Source organism: Staphylococcus simulans (assembly GCF_003043455.1).
GTDB lineage: Bacteria > Bacillota > Bacilli > Staphylococcales > Staphylococcaceae > Staphylococcus > Staphylococcus simulans_A.
Genome location: NZ_PZGG01000001.1, coordinates 1 through 23,410 on the forward strand (window position 1 = coordinate 1; position 23,410 = coordinate 23,410).

Annotated in this window: 24 protein-coding genes; 7 read left to right on the forward strand and 17 right to left on the reverse strand. The window is 35.6% G+C overall.

Translation table 11 applies throughout. The features are described from left to right. Positions 1 to 3: 3 nt before the first annotated feature. From BU038_RS00005 to BU038_RS00015, 3 genes are all read right to left on the reverse strand, one after another. Complete coding sequence (locus BU038_RS00005; protein WP_107604255.1) at positions 4 to 426, reverse strand: GNAT family N-acetyltransferase; 423 nt, start codon at positions 424 to 426, stop codon at positions 4 to 6. Positions 427 to 522: 96 nt separating this feature from the next. Next, complete coding sequence (locus tag BU038_RS00010) at positions 523 to 993, reverse strand: DUF2538 family protein (RefSeq protein WP_107604256.1); 471 nt, start codon at positions 991 to 993, stop codon at positions 523 to 525. A gap of 18 nt (positions 994 to 1,011) precedes the next feature. Then, positions 1,012 to 2,274 (reverse strand): LCP family protein, encoded by a 1,263-nt coding sequence (locus BU038_RS00015; RefSeq protein WP_107604257.1) that lies wholly within the window; start codon positions 2,272 to 2,274, stop codon positions 1,012 to 1,014. A 407-nt stretch (positions 2,275 to 2,681) separates the two neighbouring features. On the opposite strand from BU038_RS00015, the gene BU038_RS00020 reads away from it, so the two are divergent. From BU038_RS00020 to lacG, 7 genes are all read left to right on the forward strand, one after another. Then, the gene (locus BU038_RS00020) at positions 2,682 to 4,334 is read left to right on the forward strand and encodes a phospho-sugar mutase (RefSeq protein WP_107604258.1); all 1,653 of its coding nucleotides are present in this window, start codon (positions 2,682 to 2,684) and stop codon (positions 4,332 to 4,334) included. Positions 4,335 to 4,387: 53 nt separating this feature from the next. Next, a complete protein-coding gene (locus BU038_RS00025; protein ID WP_107604259.1) occupies positions 4,388 to 5,545 on the forward strand; it encodes a serine hydrolase domain-containing protein in 1,158 nt (385 codons plus the stop codon). Positions 5,546 to 5,627: 82 nt separating this feature from the next. Beyond that, a complete protein-coding gene (locus BU038_RS00030) occupies positions 5,628 to 6,791 on the forward strand; it encodes a serine hydrolase domain-containing protein (RefSeq protein ID WP_107604260.1) in 1,164 nt (387 codons plus the stop codon). 185 nt (positions 6,792 to 6,976) lie between these two features. After that, a complete protein-coding gene (locus BU038_RS00035; RefSeq protein WP_107604261.1) occupies positions 6,977 to 7,591 on the forward strand; it encodes a PepSY domain-containing protein in 615 nt (204 codons plus the stop codon). Positions 7,592 to 7,915: 324 nt separating this feature from the next. Then, positions 7,916 to 8,245, forward strand: coding sequence for a PTS lactose/cellobiose transporter subunit IIA (locus tag BU038_RS00040; RefSeq protein WP_002480473.1), 330 nt, complete (start codon positions 7,916 to 7,918; stop codon positions 8,243 to 8,245). A 15-nt stretch (positions 8,246 to 8,260) separates the two neighbouring features. Further along, positions 8,261 to 9,940, forward strand: a complete 1,680-nt coding sequence (locus tag BU038_RS00045; protein WP_107604262.1) for a PTS lactose transporter subunit IIBC — start codon at positions 8,261 to 8,263, stop codon at positions 9,938 to 9,940. Between the two features lie 150 nt (positions 9,941 to 10,090). Further along, entirely contained in the window at positions 10,091 to 11,497 is a 1,407-nt protein-coding gene (lacG, locus tag BU038_RS00050; protein WP_107604263.1) for a 6-phospho-beta-galactosidase, read from the forward strand. Between the two features lie 78 nt (positions 11,498 to 11,575). Here lacG and arsC read toward each other — a convergent pair whose 3' ends face one another. The 14 genes from arsC to BU038_RS00120 form a co-directional block, all read right to left on the reverse strand. Further along, positions 11,576 to 11,977 carry an arsenate reductase (thioredoxin) gene (gene arsC / locus BU038_RS00055; protein ID WP_107604264.1) on the reverse strand — a complete coding sequence of 134 codons (402 nt, stop codon included), beginning with the start codon at positions 11,975 to 11,977 and terminating at the stop codon, positions 11,576 to 11,578. Between the two features lie 15 nt (positions 11,978 to 11,992). Next, positions 11,993 to 13,282: an arsenite efflux transporter membrane subunit ArsB gene (arsB, locus tag BU038_RS00060; protein ID WP_107604265.1), complete on the reverse strand. Its 1,290-nt coding sequence runs from the start codon at positions 13,280 to 13,282 to the stop codon at positions 11,993 to 11,995. Further along, the gene (locus tag BU038_RS00065) at positions 13,279 to 13,599 is read right to left on the reverse strand and encodes an ArsR/SmtB family transcription factor (RefSeq protein ID WP_107604266.1); all 321 of its coding nucleotides are present in this window, start codon (positions 13,597 to 13,599) and stop codon (positions 13,279 to 13,281) included. Before BU038_RS00065 ends, arsB begins: the two co-directional genes overlap by 4 nt. Before the next feature lie 111 nt (positions 13,600 to 13,710). Then, complete coding sequence (gene lacD, locus BU038_RS00070; protein ID WP_107604267.1) at positions 13,711 to 14,646, reverse strand: tagatose-bisphosphate aldolase; 936 nt, start codon at positions 14,644 to 14,646, stop codon at positions 13,711 to 13,713. Beyond that, positions 14,643 to 15,590 carry a 1-phosphofructokinase family hexose kinase gene (locus BU038_RS00075; RefSeq protein ID WP_107604268.1) on the reverse strand — a complete coding sequence of 316 codons (948 nt, stop codon included), beginning with the start codon at positions 15,588 to 15,590 and terminating at the stop codon, positions 14,643 to 14,645. The genes lacD and BU038_RS00075 overlap by 4 nt, the downstream gene beginning before the upstream one ends. After that, a complete protein-coding gene (gene lacB / locus BU038_RS00080; protein ID WP_107604269.1) occupies positions 15,590 to 16,105 on the reverse strand; it encodes a galactose-6-phosphate isomerase subunit LacB in 516 nt (171 codons plus the stop codon). The genes BU038_RS00075 and lacB overlap by 1 nt, the downstream gene beginning before the upstream one ends. A gap of 17 nt (positions 16,106 to 16,122) precedes the next feature. Next, positions 16,123 to 16,554 (reverse strand): RpiB/LacA/LacB family sugar-phosphate isomerase, encoded by a 432-nt coding sequence (locus BU038_RS00085; protein ID WP_002480482.1) that lies wholly within the window; start codon positions 16,552 to 16,554, stop codon positions 16,123 to 16,125. A 204-nt stretch (positions 16,555 to 16,758) separates the two neighbouring features. Further along, complete coding sequence (locus tag BU038_RS00090) at positions 16,759 to 17,508, reverse strand: DeoR/GlpR family DNA-binding transcription regulator (RefSeq protein ID WP_107604270.1); 750 nt, start codon at positions 17,506 to 17,508, stop codon at positions 16,759 to 16,761. Positions 17,509 to 17,589: 81 nt separating this feature from the next. Beyond that, complete coding sequence (rihC, locus tag BU038_RS00095) at positions 17,590 to 18,498, reverse strand: ribonucleoside hydrolase RihC (RefSeq protein WP_107604271.1); 909 nt, start codon at positions 18,496 to 18,498, stop codon at positions 17,590 to 17,592. 142 nt (positions 18,499 to 18,640) lie between these two features. Next, positions 18,641 to 18,931: a cytochrome aa3 quinol oxidase subunit IV gene (gene qoxD / locus BU038_RS00100; RefSeq protein ID WP_070848692.1), complete on the reverse strand. Its 291-nt coding sequence runs from the start codon at positions 18,929 to 18,931 to the stop codon at positions 18,641 to 18,643. Continuing rightward, positions 18,928 to 19,530, reverse strand: coding sequence for a cytochrome aa3 quinol oxidase subunit III (gene qoxC / locus BU038_RS00105; protein ID WP_070864332.1), 603 nt, complete (start codon positions 19,528 to 19,530; stop codon positions 18,928 to 18,930). Before qoxC ends, qoxD begins: the two co-directional genes overlap by 4 nt. Beyond that, positions 19,523 to 21,505, reverse strand: a complete 1,983-nt coding sequence (qoxB, locus tag BU038_RS00110) for a cytochrome aa3 quinol oxidase subunit I (protein ID WP_107604272.1) — start codon at positions 21,503 to 21,505, stop codon at positions 19,523 to 19,525. The genes qoxC and qoxB overlap by 8 nt, the downstream gene beginning before the upstream one ends. Then, a complete protein-coding gene (qoxA, locus tag BU038_RS00115; protein ID WP_107604273.1) occupies positions 21,505 to 22,617 on the reverse strand; it encodes a cytochrome aa3 quinol oxidase subunit II in 1,113 nt (370 codons plus the stop codon). The genes qoxB and qoxA overlap by 1 nt, the downstream gene beginning before the upstream one ends. Before the next feature lie 300 nt (positions 22,618 to 22,917). Further along, positions 22,918 to 23,235 carry a DUF5011 domain-containing protein gene (locus BU038_RS00120; protein WP_107604274.1) on the reverse strand — a complete coding sequence of 106 codons (318 nt, stop codon included), beginning with the start codon at positions 23,233 to 23,235 and terminating at the stop codon, positions 22,918 to 22,920. Between the last annotated feature and the right edge of the window lie 175 nt (positions 23,236 to 23,410).

Consider the following 23,410-nt stretch of genomic DNA (forward strand, 5'->3'; position numbering starts at 1 on the left):
GAATTATAACGCTTTCGACATGGTTACATGTTCAATATTTTCCTCTAGAAATACGTCGCCCTCGGCTTTATAACCTAATGATTCATAAAAAGCTTGTGCTTGTATTTGACCATTTAAAACAGCTTTTGAAAATCCATCATTTTTCGCAATTGTTTCAATATATTTCATTAAATCGCGACCGATCCCTTGTTTTCTGTAATCTTTCAAAACTGCTACACGTTCCATTTTTGCAACACCATTGTAATCTCTGTATCGTGCTGTGGCAATAGGGCGGTGGTTATCATCATATCCGATAATATGTTTAGATACATCTTCAAATTCATCCAATTCATTTTCTAATGGTACATTTTGTTCATGCACAAAGACTTCTATTCTTACATCAAAGACATCCTGCATTTCTTTTTTGCTTTTTGCGATTTTAAACATATTCATCATCCTCATATTTATTTTTTAGATACGGTATAAGCGTACAAAAAAATCGTTACAGATGCATGTATTCATGCGCTGTAACGATTAATTAATTTATTGAGCATATTTACGTACGATGGCTGTATATTGCCAGAATATACGCATTTGCGCAATGTTCCAGTTATTCATTCCCATAGTGAAGCCTGATGGTTTAAAGATATTAACGTCAGTCACTTCAAGTGCTGCCGCAATTAAATATTGAATGGGAACACTGATGTTTTTCATGGTTTCAGTAATTCCGTTTTCATCATAAACCCAAGAGAAGGGTAGTTCAGATTCGAACACATCGACACGATCAAATATTTCAGGTAGGGCAACGATATAACAAGCACCATCGATAAATGGATTTTCAACACTATCTTTATAGTAAAGCAGTAACGCTTCATAATTCTCCCTATGCGCATGGTTCACATAGAAGAATTCATTTCTGAAATGTGCCATATCTTTACTGTGGATGATTTGTTGCTCTAAAATACCGAACATTCCATTGATATTATTTAATTTCTCATAGGTTTTACGTGGCATACGTTATCGCTCCTCTTTCTAATAAAAGTCTTGACCAGAAGGCGCTTGTTGCTGCGCTGGGTTATTATTCATATTCGGATTTTGATTGTTTCCAGGGTTTTGATTTTGATTAAAGCCGTTATTTTGATTTTGTTGGTTATTCCATTGTTCATTACCCGAATTATCATATTGTTGATTATTATTGGATTGTTCATCTTGAGATTGGTCATCATTTTCTTCATCTTCAGTTGTATCTTTTTGATTATCTCTTAATAAACTATCATCAATCGGTGTTAATGGTATCAATTCGCCATATTGTTTGATAACACGTTCGTTTAAGAATTCATCCTTATCTTTGATTTTAGATAAACCTAAATCTGAACGCAGTAAGTTTGCATATTTCTTAATACTCTTGATATCCGGATTGTAATAATAGATACCGTTAAGCAACTCGTTATCTCCTTCGATTTGAGCTGTTTTAATATCTAAATCAGCTGGAAGGTAAGTCGTAAGTAATTTTTGGATATCTTTGTTTGAAAGGTTATGTTTTGAGTTTTTACCTACAATCTTAATTAAGTTATCAAGTTTGTTTACTTTATCTAACTTTTGCGCTTTTGTTGCGAGGATTTTAATTAAATCCATTTGACGTTGTCCGCGTTTTAAATCGGAATCATGATATCTTGTTCTGGCTACAGCAAGAGCTTGATCCCCGTTCAGTTTATGATAGCCCTTTTTAACTTTAATACGGCCATCATCACCAGTATTAGGCTCGTTTAAATTATATGGAACATCATAGTAAATACCGCCAAGTTCATCAACGGCTTGTACGAAAGCATCCATATCTATACGTACATAGCAATCGACAGGTACATTTAATGTAGCTTCTACTGCATCCATTGAAGCATTCGGTCCACCAAATGCATGGGCATGTGTGATTTTATCAAAATAGCCGACTTTAGGAATATAGCTGATAGTGTCTCGTGGAATACTTAACATTCTGACCTGTTTCTTATCAGGATTGAATGTTGAAAGAATCATTGCGTCTGTGCGTGACTTCTCAGTGGCTTGACCGCCTTCTCGTCTGCCTTTATTATCATCTATTCCTAAAAAAAGTATGGAAATCGGCTCCTTTGCAGGATTGACTTTACCATCACGTAAATTCGATACTCTATTGGAATTATCGCTGAACGATGAATCGATTGCGCTTCTAGAAGTTTTATATAACATCACTGCGAATATAATAGGAATAATGACCAGGACGAGTGAAAGAAGTATTAAAAAATACTTGAAAATTTTATTCATTAGTCTTGCTCCCGGTTTCAATTTTAAGATGTAGCAATCCTAAAAATAGGCAGCTGATGCACACCTCATGGATTGCCGATAAATTTGCTCATTATAACCATATATTTTAATACTAATATGGCTAAATTACAAACTTTGTATCCCACTTATTATTTCACATTCAAGCCTAATAAAAAAGTAAATACAGTAATTTTTTTGGAGCTTTGGTATTTAATCAAAGTAACGTATAGAGTCAACTACAATGTTGACATTTAATTATTACGATATTGTGAGAATATTTAGTCCAGAGATGTATGTCAATCTGAAAAACATAAGTTATAATAAAACTATTGAAGTGAAGTAATAATATCTATTATTGAGGGCTATTGACTTATAGTAGGTTTTAAATTTTAGAGAGGAGCTTAAGTATGAAATTGAATTGGGAAAATAAGATAGAAGAAAGTTTAGTTTCAGAGTTTTATAATGAGCAAACCGAAAGCGTTAAGACTGAAGGATTTACTGATACGCTCGCATTCGGTACTGCTGGTATTAGAGGATTAATTGGTTTAGGACCAGGCCGTTTAAATGCGTTCACAGTACGTAAAGTTGCGGTAGGCTTAGCCAAATATTTGAGTGAACATAAACCTGAATCATTAGTAGTGATTCATTTTGATACACGTTTCTTGTCGGAAGAATTTGCACACGAAATCGCTGCAGTGTTAGCACAATACGATGTGAAAGCTGTAGTAGGCAAACGCTATAATTCTACACCAGAATTATCATTTGCGGTACGTTATTTAGAAGCAGACGCAGGGGTCATGATTACAGCGAGTCACAATCCAAAAGAATATAACGGTATTAAAATTTATGGTGCAGACGGCGGCCAATTGTTGCCTCAACCTTCTGAGATGTTAAGCAGTTATATCAATCAAATTGAAGATCCATTAGATATTGAAGGTGGAGATTTTGAAGAAGGGTTGAACAAAGGCTTGATTACATACTTATCAGAAGATGTCACAGAAGCTTATAAAGCAGAAGTAATTAAATTAGTCGGTTCAATTCCAACACAAACTGAAAAAATTGCGCTCACAAGTTTACATGGTACAAGTTTGCCGATTTTATCGGAAATCTTTGAAAAATTAAATTACAGTAATTTTGTTATTGAAAAAGAACAATCACAACCAGATGGCAGCTTCCCAACTGTTGCTTATGCTAATCCTGAAGAAGAACAAGCATTTACGTATAGTTTACGTTTAGCTGATCAAGAAGATGCACAATTAATTTTAGCGACAGATCCAGATGCTGACCGTTTCGGCATGATTGAACGCTATAATGACGGCACACATCGCTATTTCAACGGAAATGAAATCGGATTGATCTTATTAAAATTACGCTATGATCAATTAACAGCAGAAGGTACAAACCAACCACTATACATGGTGAAATCTATCGTCAGCAGTGCAGCAAGTGATCGCTTAGCACAAGCGTTAGACTTAGAAAGCAACACAGTTTTAACAGGATTCAAATTCATCTCTGAAATCCTTCAAAATAAACAAGATACAAATGAACAACTAGTATTAGGTTATGAAGAAAGTCATGGATATCTTGCAGCACCATTCTCAAGAGATAAAGATGCAATTCAAATGATTCCGTTAGTCGTGAAATATAAAAACGAATTAGCACAACAAGGTAAAACGTTTAAAGATGTTTTAGATGAAGTTTATGCCTTAACAGGTGTTTTCAAAGACAAAACGATTTCACCTAAATTTGAAGGGGCAGCAGGCAGACAAAAAATTAGTGAATTACTGGAAGGTTTCAGAAAAGAACAGCCTAATACATTACTAGGGTTAAACGTAAAACAAATTGAAGATTATCAAACAAAGACAATTACAAATCTAGTCAACCACGAAACAGTGGAAACGAGTTTACCACAAAGCAACTTAATCCGCTTCATTTTAGATGAGGGCTTTATTGCGTTAAGACCTTCAGGTACAGAACCTAAAATTAAAGTGTACTTCTCATTAAATGTTGAAGATTTCGAAGCTGTTGTTACACAATTTGAACAAACATATTTAGATTAATTTAAAGTTAGATAAACAAACAAGAAAGACATATCAAAAAAAAGAGGAAATGAATGAACAGAAAAATAAGAAATGGCATGATTTTTGTCATTGTAGTTACGTTGTTAGTCGGTGTATTTTCGTTTTATTTAAATTGGAAGCATCATCAAAGTTATACCCAGCATCAACTGCCGAAAATAAATGAAACCGCACAGTCAAAAGAAAAAGCAGATTATCATACTGTAATGAAAGATAACGCAGTGGATCCTAAAATTGATGCATATTTAAAAGATAAGGGTTTCAACGGTACAATAACGATCTTTCATAAAGGTCAACTAATTATGGATAAAGCATATGGTTATCAAAATTTTGAAGAACATAAGAAGAATACACCGAATTCTATGTATTTGATTGGTTCTTCTCAAAAATTTACCACAGGGTTATTGTTAAAGAAACTAGAGAGTGAAGGGAAGCTTAATATTAATGATCCGCTAGATAAATATTTACCTTGGTTTAAAACAGAGCACCCCCTTTATTTGAAGGATTTAATGTTGCATCGAAGCGGTTTGAAGAAGTTTACAGGCAGTAATACGGCTCACAGTAATGAAGATGTTGCGAGAGAGTTACAACGTGCAGGCATTCAGCCGGGTAAATATCATAAACATCAATATAATGATGGGAACTACATTATATTGTCTGATGTTATCCAAAAAGTGACACACAAGCCATTTGATCAATACTTTGATGAAACATTAAAAAATCCGAACCAATTATATAGAACTGCTTTCTATAACGAAACAGAATACCAGCCGTTTATGGCACAAGGTTACAATGCTGAAAAACAGCCGACCACTTTGAAATTTATGGATCATTATTACGGTGCAGGGAATTTGTTTATGTCAACGAGAGATATGGCAAAGCTGATTGCAAACTTGCAGGAGAATAAAATTTTATCTCCAAAAGATACACAAGGGTTGCTTTATGAAGTACACACATCGAACTACAATGAACCTTATCGTTATGGTTTTTATAGTTACGATAATGGTAACCGTGTCAATGGTATGTTTTTCGGACATCAAATGACCAGCTATTTTAACAAAGATTACATCGTGGTGATGGGAACGAACTATCAATATCCAAAATATGTTAACGAACACTATATGAAAGATATCTTTGTTAAACAATTACATCAACCAGATCCAACTAAAAAAACGCAGCGTCATTTGATTTAAACCATTTTTTAGTATCAATATTTGAATATAATAAAAAAGCAACTTATCATTTCAAAACGTGACATCAGTGAAGAGGACAACAATGAAGAGAAAACTAATAAAGATAATGATATTTATATTAATAGTCGCGCTGTTAGTCGGTGTGATGACTTACTATTTAAACTGGAAACATATTCAACAATATGGACACCATCATAACTTTTTAAAATCTAAAGAAAATCATCAAGCAGTTCAAGTCGGAAGTTATAAAACTGTAATAGACGAAAAGAATGTGCGATATAAAGCCATTGATGCGTATTTGAAAAAACAAAAATTTAATGGTGATATTGCGATATATTACCAAGGTAAACTCGTGATGGATAAAGGCTATGGTTATCAAGACTTTATCAATCGTAAAAAGACGAATCCTAATTCAATGTATTTGATTGGTTCAGCACAAAAGTTTATGACAGGTATGATGCTTAAAAAGTTAGAGACAAAAGGTAAACTGAACATCAATGATGAGGTGACTCAATATCTGCCTTGGTTTCAAACTAATGAACCTTTGATTTTGCGTGATTTCATGTTGCATCAAAGCGGTATACAAATGTTTCGTCCGAAAACAAATATCCATAGTATAGATGGGGCAGTACACATGTTGCAGGAACAAGGGTTGCAACCGAATATGTTTAGAAAGCATCAATATAATGATGCGAATTATATTGTGTTAGCGCGCGTGATTGAAGCGGTCACTAAAATGTCATATGCAGATTATTTCAATCAAAACTTTGCGCAACCATATGAATTGAATCAAACAGCCTTCTACAACAACACTGCTTATAAACCGTATATGGCTAAAGGCTATAATGAATTGAAAATACCAGAGCTTCCTGCGTACATGGATCAATATTATGGGGCAGGTAACTTGTATATGGCGCCACGAGACATGGGTAAATTTGTCTTAGCACTACAAAATTATAAGATGTTAAACGAAAACGCCACAAATCAACTGCTACATGAAATAAATACGAAAGAGTTTCCGCATGCATATCGTTATGGCTTTTACAGCTATGGGCAAAGTGCACGCGCGAATGGTATCTTTTATGGACAACAATTTACTTGTTACTTCAATAAAGATTATATATTAGTAATGGGTACCAATTATCAAAAACCAGTTGGTAAAAACGAAACATTTATGAAAAAGATTTTTATGGATTATCTGAAGCAACCAGATCCGACAAAAATAAAAAAACAAACAGTAGAATAAAAGTATGAAGTAATAGACTGTCTCACATATGATGAAGTGTATAGTGAGATAGTCTTTATTTGTTTCCAAAAGAATTGTCAAATAAAGAGAAAAGAATATATTTAAATGTATAATAACACAAAATATTGGGAATCATTTAAATAATTCATGGCCTAACGGGTATATAAATACAAGGAGGAATCGATATGCAGAAAAAAATGCTTTCTTTATTAGTCGTTTCCGGTTTAGTCCTTGCTGCATGCGGACAAGGTGGATCAAGCGATGAAAACAAAAATGATTCAGAACAAAAAGCCAATACTGAACAAAAACAAAAAGGTGATACTTCTGGTACAAGCGAGACTGGTAAAAACAGTAACGTTATTAAACTAGGAGATATTAAAACTCAACCTGAAGATGCAGTAAAAACTGCTAAGAAAGAGTATGATGGTGAATTAAAAGAAATCTCATTTGAAAAAGAACAAGGCAAATGGGCATATAAAATCGATTTACAAAAACAAGGTGAAGAAGGAGAAGTTATCATCAACAGTAAAGATGGTAAAGTCATGAATAAATCAACTGAAAAAGAAGATGATTATGACAAAGCAAAATCATTTAAATATGAAGACTTCAAACCTTATGATGAAATCATCAAAAAAGCGAAAGACAACTTCAATGGTGATATCCATGAATGGTCATTATCAAGAGATAGTGACGAAGGTAAATTCGTTTACGATGTAGACTTACAAAAAGGCAACTCTAAACAAGAGTTCAGCTTGGATGCGAAAACAGCTAAAATTTTAAAAAATGAAAAAGATGACTAATCATTAAATATGAAATGGACTACTTAGGTTATTGCCTAGGTAGTCTTTTTTTGTGTCAAAATGTAAGGGAATTCATTCAAATTCTTAAAGCGCTGTCAATTTCATGTAGATTATGTAACTTATTTGTCATAAATCGCTTGAAACAACTATAATTTTTAAAATTTGAATTGACTAGTACGAGTTAAAAAGTTACATTATTATTGTGAACAAAAACGAACAATAACGAACATAAAAGCTGCGATAATTTTTTATATGTTCACGTTGTATCGTTGGCGTTGATAATTGTAAATTACACATTTTAATTCAACCTAAGGGGGAAACACCATGAGCAACAAAGAAGAAAACATGATGATTGGTTTCACAATCGTTGCGATTGCAGGTGATGCACGTCGTGAAGTTATGGCAGCTTTAGCCGCTGCTAAAGAAAACGATTTCGAACAAGCTCGTCAACACATTGTTGAAGCCAACAACTTTATCACAGAAGCACATAAGGAACAAACGCAAATGTTAGCGAAAGAAGCAGCAGGAGAAGCATCTGATATTAGTTTTATCATGGTTCACGGTCAAGACCATTTGATGACTACAATGGCTTTGAGAGACGCAGCAAACTACATGATTGACTTATATGAACAACTCCGTGATTTAAAACACTAATAAGCAGGTGACAGCATGAATAAAATTATTAAAATGATTGAAAAAATGAAACCTTTCTTTGAAAAGATTGCATCTAACCCGTATTTAACTGCAATCCGTGATGGTTTCGTAGCTTTAATGCCAGTCGTTTTATTCTCATCTTTATTTATCTTGGTAGCATATGTACCAAACGTATGGGGATTCCACTGGCCTAAAAATATTGAAGACATCATCATGAAAGTTTATAACTTCACGATGGGTATGTTAGCCGTCTTCATGGCAGGTACTGTAACTAAATCACTTACCGACAACAGAAACTTGAAATTACCTAAAACGAACCAAATCAACGTAATTTCAACTTTCGTAGCTGCAGAAGCTTCGTTATTAATCTTAGCAGTTAAACCAATCAAAGATGGTATCAGCATTGAATTATTAGGTACTAAAGGATTAATCGCAGCATTCTTAGTCGCATTCATCGTGCCGAACATCTATAAATTCTGTATTGGTAGAAACATCACAATCAAAATGCCTCCGCAAGTTCCAGGTAACATTGCGCAAGCATTTAAAGACATGATTCCATTCGCACTTTCAGTAACATTCTTCTGGATCGTTGATATTGTCGTTCGTGCATTATCACACGGTAACACAGCAGAATTGGTAACTACTTTGTTATCTCCATTATTCAGAGCAGCAAACGGTTATTTAGGTTTTGCGATTATCTTTGGTTTCATGGCATTCTTCTGGTTTATCGGGGTTCACGGTCCTTCAGTAGTTGGTCCGGCAGTAATCGCGATTATGTACAACAACCAAGTAGAAAACTTACGTTTATTCAGAGCGGGTGAACATGCACATTACGCATTAACTCAATCAACTCAAGACTTCGTAGCATTAATTGGTGGTACAGGTGCAACTTTATTAGTACCTTACATCTTCATTTTCCTATGTAAGTCCCCTGAATTAAAAGCGGTGGGTAAAGCTTCGGTTATCCCGACTACATTCGCCGTTAACGAACCATTATTATTCGGTGCACCGATCATCTTGAACCCAGTGTTCATGGTTCCATTCATTATCACACCAATTTTAAACTCTTGGATTTTAAAATTCTTCGTAGATAATCTTGGAATGAACGGATTTATGCACTTCTTACCATGGCCAACACCAGGTCCAATCGGTATCTATATGGCGTCTAACTTCTCAGTATTATCATTATTATTAATCGCCATTATCTTAGTATTAGACTTTACAATTTGGTTCCCATTCATCAAAGCTTATGACAAATTAAAACTTGATGAAGAACGTGAAATCGAATTACAAAAAGCTGCAGCTGCTACAGCTGGCGGCGGTACTGCTGCACCAATTGAAGTTGAAGAAAATACTCCAGACTTCAATTCTCGTGAACATACTAACGTATTAGTAGTATGTGCCGGCGGTGGTACAAGTGGTATCTTAGCAAACAGCTTAAACAAATATGCGAAAGAAAATGACATTCCGTTAGAAGCAACAGCTCGTGCTTACGGTCAAGATATGGACTTAATCAAAGACATGGACATCGTTATCTTAGCACCACAAATGGATGCGATGAAAGATGAAATGAGAAAATATACTGATCAATACGGTGCTGTATTAGTACCAACAACTGGTAAACAATACATTGGCTTAACTCGTGATGGAGAAGGCGCAATGAAATTGATTTTCGAAAAAATCAACGAAAAATAAGCATTAATTTAAAGTAAGACACACACTTAGCCCCTTGTCGCACTTACACACGACATCTTAAGTATCTACACAAGCGGCAAGGGGCTCCATTTGTGTGTGATGTAACTAGTAATATTGAAGATATTAATTAACTAAAAAGGAGACAATTTAATGAGTAAATTACCTAAAGACTTTGTATTAGGTGCTGCAACTGCTGCATATCAAGTTGAAGGTTCAAGTACTGTAGATGGTAAAGGTCGTGTATTATGGGATGGTTTCTTAGAAAAACAAGGACGTTTTTCTCCAGACCCAGCAAGTGACTTTTACAATCGTTATGAAGAAGATATCAAATTAGCATCAGAATACGGTATCAAAGCAATTCGTATTTCAATTGCTTGGTCACGTATTATTCCTGATGGTACAGGTGAAGTAAACGAAAAAGGTTTGACATATTATCGCAAAGTATTCGAAACTTGCCATAAATATGGTATCGAACCTTTTGTTACACTTCACCACTTTGATACTCCAGAAACTTTATTTGAAAAAGGTGACTGGTTAAACAAAGATCAAATCGATGCATTCGAACGTTATGCTGAGCTTGTATTTGATGAATATCATGATGTTGTTAAATACTGGATCACAATCAACGAACCAATCGCGTATGTTCAAGGACAATATATTACAGGTGCTTTCCCTCCTGGTGAACAGTACAACACTTTAAAATGTTTACAAGCACAACATAACCAAATCGCTGCACATAGCCGTATTGTAAACTTATTTAAATCAAAAGGTTATGAAGGTGAAATTGGTTTAGTTCACGCATTAACACAATTCTACAGCATCGATGATCAACCATTAAACCAAATCGCTGCTTACAAACATGATATCTTTATGAATGGTTTCATGTTAGATGGAACATTCCTAGGTTACTATACTCCAGCTAAATTAACTGTAGTAAGAGAAATCTTAGGTGAAGAATTCGAACAATTAGATATTCGTGAAGAGGAATTAGAAGAAATTCGTAAAGCTGCACCACAACTTGACTTCTTAGGTATTAACTATTACCAAAGTAACTGGATCAAATACCATAATGAAGAAAGCTATATTCACCATAATGGTACAGGCGATAAAGGAACTTCTGTCTTCCGTGTTAAAGGTATCGGAGAAGTTGTTAAAAATGAAGCAATCCCTACAAATGACTGGGATTGGTACATCTATCCAGAAGGTCTGTATGACATGATGGAACGCATTAAAAACGACTATCCTAATTACAAAAAAATCTACGTTACTGAAAACGGCCTAGGCTATAAAGATGTACTTGAAGATAACGGTGAAGTACATGATGATGAACGTATTGAATATGTAAGACAACACATTGAAGCAATCGAACGTGCATACGCAGACGGTATCAACGTTAAAGGTTACTTCATCTGGTCACTACAAGATATGTTCAGCTGGTCAAACGGCTACAATAAACGTTATGGTTTATTCTATATCGATTTCGAAACTCAAAAACGTTATGTTAAAGACAGTGCGAAATGGTATAAACAATTATCAGACGACATTTATGGAAAGTAAATAAGTAAGGCAAAACACCTCAGGGATTCCTGAGGTGTTTTGTGTTACAACCATAAGTTTTTAAAAGTTGCTCGAAGTTTATCTTTTCGTATCTTTAAATTGTAAAATACGTTGACCAATTTGATCTCTGACTTGTTGGAAAACAGACCAATCTTTGCCGGCAGGGTCTTCAAAACCCCAATGTACTTTTTTGACATGACTCGGAACTGTAGGGCAGTGTGCATCTGCATGATCACATAACGTCACAACAAGTTTTGCTTTGTTTAATAAATCAATATCGATTTTATCAGAAGTTTGGTTGCTGATATCGATATCTACTTCTTTCATAGCTTTAACCGCAAGGGGATTCACACCATGTGCTTCGATTCCCCCAGATAAGACTGTCCATTCATCGCCAAGTATGACTTTTCCAAAACCTTCTGCCATTTGGCTACGACATGCATTGCCTGTACAAATAAAGTAAATAATAGGTTTATCCATATATTTTCCTCTTTTCTAATTAAGTAATATTGAGAGGTATAAACCGATAAGCGTGATAAACAAGACAGGAAGTGTAATTATCACACCCGTTTTAAAGTAAACACCCCAAGAAATTTTGACACCTTTTTGAGATAAAACGTGTAACCATAATAATGTTGCGAGTGAACCGATAGGAGTCATTTTGGGTCCCAAATCTGATCCGATGACATTCGCATAAATTAAACCTTCTTTAATAATGCCTGAAGCGTGCGCTTGGTTGATCGCTATCGCATCTATCATCACTGTAGGCATATTATTCATAATGGCTGATAACACAGCAGATAAGAAGCCCATGCCCATTATGCCGCTCAATAAACCATGTTGTGAGAAACTATCAATGATGTCTCCTAATAAAGCTGTAATGCCTACATTTTTAAGTCCGAAAACAACTAAATACATACCAAGTGAAAATAAGACAATATTCCAAGGTGCACCTTTAATAACTTGCTTAGTGTGAACAGCTTTAGAACCTTTCGCAAGTATTAAGAAAACGAATGCGACTAAACCTGCGATGAATGATACTGGAATATTGAAAGTTTCACTGATGATATAGCCTATTAGCAAGATTGATAGGACAACCCAAGCTATTTTAAATAGTTTATGGTCTTTTATCGCACTATGTGGTGATTTTAATGTTGTATCATCGAATTGTTTTGGAATTGCTTTTCTAAAGTAAAGATAAAGTACAATAATACTTGCCACAAGCGCAAAGAAGTTTGGAAGTATCATATGTTTCATATATTCAATGAATCCAATATTAAAGTAGTCAGCAGAGACGATATTTACTAAGTTACTGACAACCAAAGGTAGGGAAGTTGTATCAGCGATAAAACCGCTTGCGATAATGAATGGAAAAATCACACGTTGATTAAAGTTTAAATGACGTACCATCGCTAGGACGATAGGCGTTAATATTAATGCAGCACCATCATTTGCGAAAAGTGCCGCAACGACAGCACCTAACAACATAATGTAAATAAACATCTTGATTCCATTACCCTTTGATGCTTTTACCATATGTAGTGCAGCCCATTCAAAGAAGCCGATTTCGTCTAAGATTAAAGAAATAATAATTAATGCGACAAAGGTTAACGTCGCATTCCATACAATGTGCGTGACTTCTCCGACATCGCTTAATGTGACCACACCAGTGAGTAACGCAAGCACAGCACCTATAAGCGCTGTAATACCGATATCCAGCCCCTTAGGCTGCCATATCACAAAGATTAAGGTAAGTATAAAAATCGTAATGGCAAAAAAAGTCAATGTAGCTCTACTCCTTTATGAATTTTGTGACATGCACAACTCGGTTGAGATGCACCTATATCATGGAGTTGATCTAAGAGGGAATTATAGGTTTCTGTATTTAAATGATAGTAATGTTTATTACCAACTTGGCGTTTATGAACTAAATGATTGTCAATTAAAGCTTTCATATGATGACTTAGGGTAGGTTGAGTCACTTGAAAGTAAGTCAATAAATCATTAGCACATAGTTCACCGCAAGACAGTAAATTGAGTATTTCTAAGCGAATAGGGCTTGAAATCGCCTTTAAATATGTAGAGAGTGTTTGATAATCCATTGAATCATCCTTTCCTTAATAGATTATCAACTATATAGATAGTTGTCTATATAGAGATTATAAAAAAACCTAGCAACTTTTGGTTGCTAGGCAAGATAGTGATTCAATTTATTATTTAACTGGGTTAGCAGTTTCATCTAATACTTTGTTTAAGCTTTCGATGTTTGCTTTACCTTCAGTACGGAACCATTCTACAACTGCATCGTCGCCTTCTGCGAAGTGGTCAGTTGCACCTCTCCATGTAGCACGGCCACATAATACACCATTGAATGTAGAACCTGATTCTTTAGCGAAGTATAAAGTTTTTTGGAATAAGTCTGCAGATACACCTGCGCTTAAGTAGATGTAAGGTAAGTTAGTTGAAGCAGCTTGTTCTTTGAAAGCTTGAGCAGCTTCTTCTTTAGTGAATAATGCTTTTTCACCGAATCCTTCAACATAGTTCATGTTTACAGGAATTTCTACTTTTAATACGTCTACATTGAAACGAGGTTCAGAGTATTTTTTCATTGCGTCGTTTACTTTGTGTGCTTTTACTTTAGCATATTCTTCAGAACCGCTGTCAGCGTTGTTAGCGTCATAAGAAACGATTTCTAAGAATAATGGTAAACCTTCAGCTACACATTCAGCACCAACACGTTCAACGAAAGCTTCTTTTTGATCGTTGATTGCTTTGTCTTCGTCGATGTCAACGTAAACTAATAATTTAACAGCATCTGCGCCAGCTTCTTTTAAACGTTTAACAGACCATACGTTTAATAAGTCAGGTAAACGTCCTGGTTCTGAAGCATCATAACCAGTTTTTTCATAAGCTAATAATAAACCAGCGTTTTTAGCACGAACTTTAGTTGCTGGAAGACCATATTCAGGGTCTAATAAGATACTTGAAGCGTATGGAGTTAACTCTTCAGAAACATGTACTTTGAATTGTTCTAAATCTTCTGTTTTAGCATCTTCGCCTAATAAGCGTTTTAAAGCACCACGTTGGTCGATTGCTAATGCAGCGATGTAATTTTTGTCGTTTAATAAAGGTTTAATTGATTTTGTCATGATGAATGTTCCACCTTTTCAATAGTTATTTGATTACTGAATTTCTCAAAGTTATTTAAATCAATGTGGCCAGTTCGTGCTTCTAATGCATTTGAAATACCAGCAGCCATAGCGTATGTTGCTGAATCTTGGATAGAAGCATCTTTAGAGATACCATAGCTGAAACCAGCTAAACTGCTGTCTCCAGAACCTACTGGGTTAATCGCAACGACTTTAGGAATATCAACATTATAGACTTGTGCTTCATGACGTAGTAATGCACCATTTTTACCTAATGATAATAAGATATATGGAATGTGCGCTAAGCTTTCGTCTAATAATTGATTAGCTAAGTCGATGTTATCTGAATTGGTAATTGCTTTAATCTCTTCATCATTTGGTTTGATTAAAAGAGGAGGGCAATGTTTTGAATGATTAACAGTATAGTTTAATACTTGGCCTGAAGTATCTAAACAAACTGGTACATTCTGTTCTTTAGCGACTTCTAATAATTTGACGTAATAGTCTTCAGGGAAGCCTTTAGGTAAGCTGCCTGAAATTGTAATTAGGTCAAAGTTAGAAATAATCGTATTGAAGTGTTCTAAGAAGCGGATTTGAATTTCTTCTGGTTGCAATGCACCGCTTTCTAAAATTTCAGTTTGACTATTCTCGCTAGTAACGGCGATACATAAACGAGTTGAAGCTGGAGAAACAGTGAAATCATGTTGGATCTTTGTTTCATCTAAGTTGTTAGTTAACCACTCGCCAAATTTACCGCCGATAATTCCTGTACATGTAACATCAATTCCTAGTTCACTCGCAACACGTGCTACGTTGATGCCTTTACCGCCAGCTGATTTGTAATCTTCGGTTGCACGTTGAACTGAATTGATTTCGAAGTGTTCTAATGGGTAATTGATATCAATTGCAGGATTTAATGTAACGGTTAATAGTTTGAATGTCATTAGTCGTGATATTCTCCGTTATTCCATTTAGTTAGGAAATCATCGAACATTTCTGGAGTGTAATGAACATCTTCAGGTTTTAAAGTTTCATCCATAGCTTTGATGATTGCTTCTTTTTCTGGAGTTGGTTCATATTCTGTTTCTGCAAATGTATCAACGATGTTTTTGATTAAGTCAACACCTGTAACCATACCGCCAGCTGCGATGACATTACAGTTGTATTCGCTTCTTGCTAAACGTGCACTTGTTGCATCACGAACTAATGCAACACGAGTTCCAGGAACTTTAGTCGCACTTGCGCTGATACCTACACCAGTACCACATAATGCAACACCAAAGTCTACTTCACCTGTAGCTACTAAATGACCAATACGTGTACCGTAGATAGGATAGTGTGTACGTACGTAGTCATAAGTACCGACATCAATCACTTCATGTCCGTTATTTTTTAAATAAGTAGCAACTTCTGCTTTAATATTTGTAACAATATGGTCACAACCAATAGCAATTTTCATAATTTAATATCCTCCTATTAACATAAAGAATTCAACATATCTACTCTGATTTGGTGTCGTCCAGCGTCGTAGCCTGCTTTTAAGAATGCTTTTACGCAGTTTAATGCGTTTAATTTACCTACAACTTCGCTACCTAATACGATAACGTTTGTATTATTGTGTCTATGAGTCATTTTTGCTGATTGCTCATCTGAAACCGTTGCTGCAATAATATTTTTTTGTTTGTTAGCAAAGTTGAAAGGTGCAATACCATATTTGTCGATGACGATGGCTTTTGTACCTTCGTGCTCTTGGACATATTTAGTAACCTCAAGTGTAATTTCAGCAATGTTAGTTGCTTTACTGTTTACTGATAAGTCCTCGATTTCGTACTCAGCATCTGCTAAAGATTCTAAAATGAAATCTTTTAATTCTTTTGACTGTGAATCACTATGAATAACAATAGACATAATAAATCCTCCTGTTCGAAAATGTTTGATTTTGTTCTTATCTAGAATATACACTTCAAGGGGTAATTTGTCAATTTGATAGATTGTAAATATTAAGTAAATCTATTGATAAAAGGGAGTTTCTAAAGAAATGAGAGGGGATATTTCAATAATTAGACAAAAAGAAAACGCACACGTTTCGTGTGCGTTAATGTTCGTATTAAATTATAGAATATCAGTGTAGTTTTGATAATTTTCTCTAATAGTCTGTGGAATATCATTATCTGTAATAATCGCATCTAAATGATCGATTTGATAGAAAACAGAGAAAGCACGTGTATTGAATTTTGAGCTGTCTGAAACAAGATATTTCTTTGAGGATTGGTTCAAAATAATTTCATTTGCTTTGCCTTCTTCTTCGTTTGCGGTTGTCGCATCATTATCACTAATACCATTGACACCGATAAACGCTTTATCGATATGTAATGACTCTAACATTGTATTAGCGAGCCGTCCGATAAACGATCCGGTTTTCTTTCGATAACGACCTCCGATTAAAACAATATCCATGTTTTCTAAGGCTTCGTATTGTTGAAAAATATACAGTGAATTAGTAATGATATGTAGACGCATATCTTTAATGAAAGGGAAGATAGCTTCGTTTGTTGTGCTGGATCCGATGAATATCGTATCTTCATTTTGAATCAAACGGCTGGCTTTTTCTGCAATCATACGTTTTTTATCACTGTTCAGCTGTTGCTTTTCTTCATTCGCTAGCTCGTTATAAAAAGTATGAGGTAAGACGGCACCGCCATGAACTCGTACAAGCAAGGCTTTATGTTCAAGCTCTTTTAAATCACGGCGGATGGTCATTGCAGCGACGTCCATATCATTAGATAAATAACTGACACTGACACTTCCGTTTTCTTTCAATATAGATAGTATTTTTTGATGTCGCGCTTCTTTTAAATTCATTATATTTCACAACCTGTATATTTTTTCGATTTCGTCATTATTATAGCATAATAACTTATTAGGAATGTACCTAGTTTAGTATTATTTCGCATAAGAGAGTGCCTCAAAGAATAGTTGTTTAAAGCGGGTTTTATCTACAGCTAATACGACATTTACTGGCTTTTCTTGCACATTGTAATTCACGACAGTTGCACCGCGAGTGAATGTGCCATTTAATTCGATAGCAACAGCTGCATCTGCTGTTTTAAAGTGTTCTGGATGCAGTAGGTAAAGCATTGTATATGCATCGTAAACAGCAATGCCTGTATCGAATTCATCGCCGTGGTAATGGTTAAACATATGATACAACATATGTGTGGTTTGATTAATAGATTTTAACTCGTTAATAGCAGTACTTGATAAACTTGCACCTCTTGCAACATCAAGTCCAACCATAGTAATAGGGAGGCCTGCTTTAAAGACAATATCTGCAGCTTCTGGGTCACAGTAGATATTAAATTCAGCAGCAGGTGTGACATTACCACGTCCAGCACTGCCGCCCATTAAAACAATTGCTTTGATATTGGATTTAACTTCTGGATACGTTTTAAAAAGCAAAGCAATATTTGTTAAGGGACCAATAGGTACAAGGGTAATGGGGTCCTCAGATTCTAATATGGTTTCTCGCATAGCTTCTATAGCACGATTAGAGGCAAGTAATTCTGGTGAAGGTTCTGGAAGCTCATAACCACCCATACCTGTTTCACCATGTACGTGAGAAGCATCAATCGGTGCGTTGATCAAAGGTGCAGCTGCACCACGATGTACTGGGACATCACTGTCGAAGAATGCTTTAAGTTGTAAGGCGTTACGTGTTGTTTTATCTATATTGACATTACCATGTACGGTAGTAATCATTTTCACATCAATCTCAGGATGATTCAGCGCAATGCTGATAGCAGCTGCATCATCAATACCTGGATCAGTATCTATGATAATAGGGGTTGTCATATCTCTTTCTTCCTCCTTTTAATAATAAAATAAGCTACTTATATATTTTATAATCCTTCTGCAAAATAGTCTAAAATTATGTATAAAAAAACTGGCAGGGGAGAACCCCAGCCAGTTTTTGTGCACCATAGAAATAATGATATTACATATGAGCACTGTGTCCGCCGACCATAACCCAGTAAGAACCGATTACAGTAATTAGGGTAATGATAATGGCGAAGATAACTTTGAATAATTGTGTGCGTCCATCTTTACCTTCAGTTAAATGCATGAACATTAATAATTGAAGGGCAGCTTGGATGAAAGCAAATCCAAAGATAATTGTAATCTTAGCATTAAGTGCTAAAGATGTGTAAATCGTCACGTATACTGCTAATAGTGTCAAGACAATTGAGGCAATAAAGCCAACTGTATGTTTTGCTATTGTATTCATCCGCTATACACCATCCCTATCAAGTATACTGCAGTAAAGATGAAGACCCAAACAACATCTAAGAAGTGCCAGTATAAACTTACGATAAATAATTTTGGCGCATTGTCTTTATTAAGTCCACGCATTGCAACTTGGATTAATAGACAAATCACCCAACCGATACCCAACGAAACGTGGACACCGTGTGTTCCTAACAAGATGAAGAAACTTGACCAGTAAGAACCGATTTGTGGTGTTACACCTTGGTGTGCATAGTGTGCGAACTCGTAAATTTCTAAACCTACGAATAAGATACCAAGCAATACTGTGATAATCATCCAGATCATCATTAGTTTTTGCTTTTCTTTTCTCATGTAATAAATTGAAATACCACATGTATATGAACTGATTAATAACGCAAATGTCATTAATAATACTAAAGGCATTTCGAATAAATCAGTTGTTAACTTACCAGCGTAATCACCGCCGTGTTGCATGATAAGCAACGTCGCAAATAGTGTACCGAATAAAGAGAATTCAGCTGTTAGGAAGATCCAGAAGCCAAACTTGTTCAAATTACCTTCATGCGATTGCGCATCAATTGTTTTTGTATCATGCATGACTTTCAGCCTCCCGTTCTTTTTCACGAGCTTCACGAAGTTTTGCTTCAGTAGCAGCTACTTCAGAAGCTGGGATATAGTAACCATGGTCGACTTGGAAACTTCTGTAAATCATTGTACCTAATGTACCGATTAAGCAGATAATCGCTGGTACGATAGTTTCGAATGTTAAGAAGAAGCAACCAACAGTTAAGAAGATAGCCATGAAGAAACCAACTGGTGTGTTGTTCGGCATGTGGATATCTTTATAATTATGGTTGTCTAAGTAATGACGACCTTGTTTTTTCATATCTACAAATGTGTCTAAATCATCCCAGTCTGGAGTGATTGCGAAGTTGTACACTGGTGGAATTGATGAAGCAGTACTCCACTCAAGTGAACGTCCGATACCCCATGAGTCGCCTGAAGCGATACGTGGTGATTTAAGGTGACTGTAAACAATGTTAGCTACTAAGAATAAGAAGCCGATTGACATTAATAGTGCACCGATTGTAGAAATTACGTTTAACATGAACCAACCATCTGATGGCATGTAAGTGTATAAACGACGTGGCATACCGTCTAAACCAAGAATGAATTGTGGCATGAAACAAACGTTGAATCCGATTACGAATAACCAGAAGAATGGTTTGTTCAAGCGTTCATTCAATTTGTAACCCATCATCTTAGGATACCAGAAGATAAGTGCTGCTAAACAAGCGAACACAACACCACAAACTAATGTGTAGTGGAAGTGGGCTACTAAGAAGTACGTATTATGGTACTGATAGTCTGTTGAAGCCATTGCTAACATTACCCCTGTTACCCCACCGATTGTGAACGTTGGGATGAACGCTAATGAGAATAGCATTGGCGATTCGAATGAAATTCGACCTTGGTATAGCGTAGCTAACCAGTTGAATATTTTAACACCGGTAGGCACAGCGATTAACATTGTTGAGATTGAGAAGAATGAGTTGATTAAAGGACCATTACCCATAGTGAAGAAATGGTGAACCCATACTAAGAAACTCAAGAATGCGATTGCTGATGTTGCCCAGATCATACTCTTATGACCGAATAAGTGTTTACGTGCGAACGTTGAAATAACGTCTGAGAAAATACCGAATGCTGGAAGGACAACGATATAAACCTCAGGGTGCCCCCAAACCCAGAAGAAGTTAGCCCAAAGCATTGGCATACCACCATTAGCAACTGTGAAGAATTGAGTACCGAAGATACGGTCAATTGTCATCAATGCTAATGTAACTGTGAATACAGGGAATACTAGGATAATGATCAATGCTGTAACGAAAGTTGTTACTGTGAACATTGGCATTTCCATAAATTTCATAGTTGGTGTTTTCATTCGTAAAATTGTTACGAAGAAGTTAATACCTGTCATTAATGTACCGATACCTGAAAGCTGAATTGCTAATAGGTAATAGTTAACACCAGGACCTGGACTGAACTCACCAGCAAGTGGTGCATAGTTTGTCCAACCTGCAGCAGGTGAGCCACCAATGATGAATGACATGTTGAATAGTAACATTGCTCCGAAGAATAACCAGAAGCTAATGTTGTTCATTACAGGGAATGCAACGTCGCGTGCACCAATTTGTAGAGGTACAACTACGTTCCATAAACCGAAAATGAATGGCATTGCCATGAAGATGATCATGATAACACCGTGTGTTGTAAAGATTTCGTTATAGTGGTTTGATTCCAAGAACGGGTTGTTTGGAATTGTTAATTGCGTACGAATTAAAATTGCATCAATACCACCACGGACGAACATTAATACAGCACAAATCAGATACATTAATCCGATTTTCTTGTGGTCAATTGTTGTAAACCACTCTCTGTAAAGATATTTCCATAACTTAAAGTACGTGATTACTGCGATTACCCCGATAACTAGGAATGGCGCACCAATTTGAGCCATTGTGATCATCCAGTTACCTTGAACGAGTAATTCATGCCATGGGAAATTCATTAATGTTCACCTCCATGATTTTTCTTGTTAAGCTCTTCAGCTTTTTCATCTTTCGCGCCTTTTTGAGCTTTTTCCATTTCGTCCATATTATGAGATTCTTCTTTCTTGAATTCATTATTATATGGTTTGTCGTTAGGTAAGATCATAGCATCCATACCGTGTCTCTTATACATAGCGTTTGTAATTTGAGATTTACGAGCAGGATATTTTGAATCTGGTTTGCTTAATACGCCTTCAGTTACATCATAGAAGTTTGGATCTTTTGGAGTGTAATGGAAACGTTTATAAGCGTAGAAGATGTATTCAGGGTCAGCAGCTGGATCTACGAAGTCCATGTGAGTACCACTGAATGTCAACTCTTCATTCTTAGTTGTAGGTAGTAATTGTTTATCGAAAGTATCTTGAGAAAGTTTAGGTTCTTTCTTAGCTTTTTCTACCCATTTGTTGAATTCTGAGTTGCTTACTGCATGTACTGGGAATGTTTGACGAGCGAAACCTTCACCGTTGAAGTTTGAGTTACGTCCACGGAACGTACCTTCTTGGTCAGCTTCTAATGTCCATTCCATTGTCATTGCAGTCATAGCGTATTTTTGACCGCCAAGTTGTGGAATCCAGAAACTTGTCATTGTATCCATAGATTGTAACTTGAATACAATTGGGCGATCTTTTGGAATCGTAATGTGATTCACTGTTTCAATTTTTTGCTCTGGATAAGCAAAGAACCATTTGAAACCTGCACTTGTTGCATAAACGACGACAGGGTCTTTGTCTTTTGCAGGCGGTGCATCGTACTCATAAAGTGTTTTGACTGTTGGAATAGCCAAAGCAAGTAAGATGATAAATGGTACGGTGAACCAAATAGTTTCTAATAAAGCACTGTGATGTACTTTACCTGATTGTGTTGTATTTGTGTATCGGTATTTATAAGCGAATACTGCGAATAGGACAAATACAACCGCAACAATAACAAGCATAAAGATGATTGAATAAATAATCAGCCATTTTAAACTGCTTGCCATTGGCCCTTTTGGGTTAAGTACTTCCATATGTTCACAACCACTGAGTAAAATCAGTGAGCCGAACAATAGAAGCAAAGACTTAATTTTTGACACTTTATTGACCTCCTAATACTACAATTGTAGGGCTTAACAATAATTTTAGTTTATTATGCAATATTTACAAGTGGGTATCAGCAAATTTTTTAAACAAAAATAAAGAAAGCCTTACAGACACTAGGCCTGACGGGCTTTCACAGATTTGTTAAATTTATGTGTCCATTTTGTGAATACTGACAAAAATGACAGAAAGCACAAAAAAGGGCGCTTTAGTTGAGAACGCTTATCAATTAAGGGATTGAAAGCGCTAGCGCCAAAAAACAAAATAATTATTTTAAAATTGATTTTATCGACAAGTTACTTGACTTCTATGTAGCGTTCAGAAATATCTTTCGCTCCATCTGAATCAATGACTTGATATTCGACTTTATATTTACCGATTTTATTAGTATCAACATGACCATTTACGATAATCTGATCTGTTAAATCTCCGTCTTCTTTATCATAAGCACTGATTCCATTAAGTAAATTGTAATTTTCGCCTTTTTGAATAATCGCATCTTCAACACCTTTAAGTTTCGGTATAGAATTATCTGTAGCTTCAGCATTCAAATTAGGTGTGACTAATGTAGCTGAAACACCAAGTGCTGAAAGTGACTGTAATAGTTTGTTCATTGTTTAGACCTCCGTATTCAATGGCTAATCATTAAAGCGTTATATTAGGTAATTCAATCACGCATAGTCGCGATTAAAATTTGTATTAGACTCAATATATCGTGTTTCACTCTTTATTACATCCTACTAGGGACCTAATCTTTATCACAAGACTCATTTTACAGAATAATTATGA